General features: G+C 63.9%; 1 protein-coding gene and 1 pseudogene. One reads left to right on the top strand and one right to left on the bottom strand.

The genetic code is table 11. The features are described from left to right. Positions 1-479: pseudogene (locus EOD07_RS36050) on the bottom strand (TMEM165/GDT1 family protein); the annotation flags it as partial. A 216-nt stretch (positions 480-695) separates the two neighbouring features. Here EOD07_RS36050 and EOD07_RS36045 point away from each other — a divergent pair. Next, the coding region (locus EOD07_RS36045) for an LLM class flavin-dependent oxidoreductase (protein ID WP_164772932.1) at positions 696-854 on the top strand (159 nt) is incomplete at its 3' end.

The raw sequence follows: 854 nt of genomic DNA, 5'->3' as shown, positions 1-854 counted from the left end.
AGGGCATAGAGCGTCTGGCCATGCGCGGCGCCGACGGCAATGACGATGAACACCACTTCGACGCCCTCGAGCAGCACCGCCTTGAACGACGCGACGGCCGCCAGATAGTCAGCGCGGCGGTCGGCGGATTGTCGACGAAGCTCCGCAGTCTCCTTGGAAAAGGCCTGGTCCTCGTCATGCAGCGCAATCACGCCGACGCTGCGCAGGATCGCCTTCCGCAGCCAGCGCATGCCGAACAAGATCAAAAGCACGCCGACCACGAATTGCAGGACGGTGATCGGGACGAGCGCCAGCAGCGGCCCAAAAACCAGCACCAGGGCCGCCAGCAAGGCAAGCGCCAGTGCAGCGCCTGTCAATGCGGGGCGCCAGCTGCGCGTCACGCCGACGGCGAGCACGATGGTGAAGGCTTCGACCACTTCGACGAAGGAGGCCAGGAAAGAGGCGGTCACGGTGGAAAATATGGGAGTCAGGCCATGCATGCAGGCATCGTCCAATGCTGGGGAATCATCGGGTGACGGGAACGATACAGCGCTCCGGCGGCCACGAGAATGGCCAGGACCGCCCCGAACTTTCGACGAACCGATTGACGGTCTGTATCCATTCGGTGTCCGTTGTATCGCGGCGCTGGCCTGGCTATCTGCTGGAGCAACAAGAAGTTTAAGCGGCCGATGGGCCGCCGCAGCAGGAATGGAGCCATGAAGAAGATCGGATTTCTGTCGTTCGGGCATTGGTCGCCCTCGCCGCAATCGGGCACGCGCTCGGGCGCCGACGCGCTGCTGCAGTCGATCGATCTCGCGGTCGCGGCCGAGGAGCTCGGCGCCGACGGCGCCTATTTTCGCGTCCACCATTTCTGT

It is taken from the genome of Mesorhizobium sp. M2C.T.Ca.TU.002.02.1.1 (assembly GCF_003997225.1).
This window is presented reverse-complemented; position numbering and strand designations above follow the sequence as displayed.